The sequence below is a fragment of the Desulfurivibrio modestus genome (genome assembly GCF_044068625.1).
Taxonomy (GTDB): Bacteria; Desulfobacterota; Desulfobulbia; order Desulfobulbales; family Desulfurivibrionaceae; genus Desulfurivibrio.
Map to the genome: position 1 here is coordinate 1 of NZ_JBIPKH010000058.1, position 1,592 is coordinate 1,592.

General features: G+C 49.5%; 3 protein-coding genes. All 3 read left to right on the top strand.

Going from position 1 to position 1,592, the window contains the following annotated elements; genetic code table 11:
- Positions 1-392: hypothetical protein (locus ACHHRT_RS13745; RefSeq protein WP_395500337.1), on the top strand; the 392-nt coding region annotated here is incomplete at its 5' end.
- 18 nt (positions 393-410) lie between these two features.
- Positions 411-1,226, top strand: a complete 816-nt coding sequence (locus tag ACHHRT_RS13750) for a hypothetical protein (protein WP_395500338.1) — start codon at positions 411-413, stop codon at positions 1,224-1,226.
- A gap of 6 nt (positions 1,227-1,232) precedes the next feature.
- Positions 1,233-1,394 (top strand): hypothetical protein, encoded by a 162-nt coding sequence (locus ACHHRT_RS13755; RefSeq protein WP_395500339.1) that lies wholly within the window; start codon positions 1,233-1,235, stop codon positions 1,392-1,394.
- Positions 1,395-1,592 lie beyond the last annotated feature (198 nt).

Below are 1,592 nucleotides of genomic sequence, written 5' to 3' on the forward strand. Positions count from 1 at the left end.
ATGTCACCCTTGACGCCATGGCGGTAGCTGTCGCCGGCAGTGCCGATGCATCCATTAACGGCAATTACGATGCTTGTCAGGAATCCACCAACTGGAGCGGCTCCGGGAGATTGGCGGCGGGAATTGATATCGGCGGGGAGGTAAAAGCAAAAACGCCAAAAGAAATCATCGTTCTACATGGAAGCCTAAAAGGGGAGACTGGAGTCTCGCAATCCATCACGATTGAATCTACTGATATGGTTATTTCAGCAAGCTGGGACGGGATAACTGTAAAAGGTGACGTAACATTAAGGTTGTACAATCGCAGAATTATTGACGAATCGGTGAGTAAAGTATTACTAGAAAAAAAGCCAACCTCCCCGATATCGTGGACACTACCATCATTGCAATAGATCAGAACAGGTGAATGTATGACAACAAAAACGTTAAACCATTTGTTATTATTCTTTTTATTTTTTTGCTTACTATTACCCAAATCGGGTTTTGCCGATGACAATTACCGATTGCCGGTAAAAATTATCAGCAAATCAGAATCAAATTATCTTTCACCAGAAAACACATATTATTCGATAAATTCTTGCCTTCTTGCAGAGGATTTAGAATGGTGCGACGAAGCAATGACTAGAGAATCTTTAGCCAGAGATATAGAATTATTCGATAAAGCAGGGATAGATCGTAGTAAAGAGTTCGAATTACAAAAGAGCATAAAAGAATCTTTTGTAATAGATAAATTCGATTATGATGATACCATCATTCTAATGATTGAAGACCACGGTCACAGCGGCAGCATAAGCATAATGCCACTGACTTTTGTGCTGGAAGATGGTTTATGGAAATTAACCAATAAATTCTCCTCCGACCCGGAAGTCAATAAACACTTCTATTATGTCCCCCCTCTTTTTTACGGCAAAGGCGGGCGGCCTGCTGACGTCAACACTTTCCTCGGCTACGAACAACCGACCCAGGCCCGAACCGAACTTGCCCCCGGAGCGACCAGCTATACCGTTCACGTTTATTACGGCCGAACTGTCGCCCCGGCCACCTTTTCGGCGGAACTGAATCGGGAGGATATCAGCGGCCTGTTCTCTCCTGAGCCCTTCACCGACGAAGAGGTGGATATTCCTCTTCAGCCGGGCCGCAACACCCTGGCGCTGTCCATCGAAGGGATTCGCAATGATGGGAAGACGGCCCGGGATACAGATCGCCTGGTTTTTATCGTGCCGTGATAACGAATGAAGCCGACGGTCACCTTCGGGGTCAGTAGCCCCGCCATGGCCGCATTCGGAGAAGCGGTCAACCTGAACGACACCGCCGATCCGGCGGGTGGTGTTTTTGCCTGGGGAATCGTAACCGATCACGGGGCCCACGGGGTAAGCGGTCACAGGGTGCCGTAGCATGCGGCAAGCGAGACGGCGATGCGTACATCAGTACGTGAGCCGGCTCGATCGCCGGAAGATGCGGTGCCCTGTGATTGCTTACGGGGAATCAGCTCGGGCAGCGGCAGCATTGCCGGTGATGGCGCCAATGCGGTTTTCATCGGCGATCAGCCGGGGGAGGTGGAGATCGAAGTTGCCTACACCACCAGCGACGGT

What these genes read in the sequence shown, in the direction of transcription:
- ACHHRT_RS13750 (WP_395500338.1), top strand. Translation starts at nt 411, where the DNA reads ATGACAACAAAAACGTTAAACCATTTGTTATTATTCTTTTTATTTTTT.
- ACHHRT_RS13755 (WP_395500339.1), top strand. Translation starts at nt 1,233, where the DNA reads ATGAAGCCGACGGTCACCTTCGGGGTCAGTAGCCCCGCCATGGCCGCA.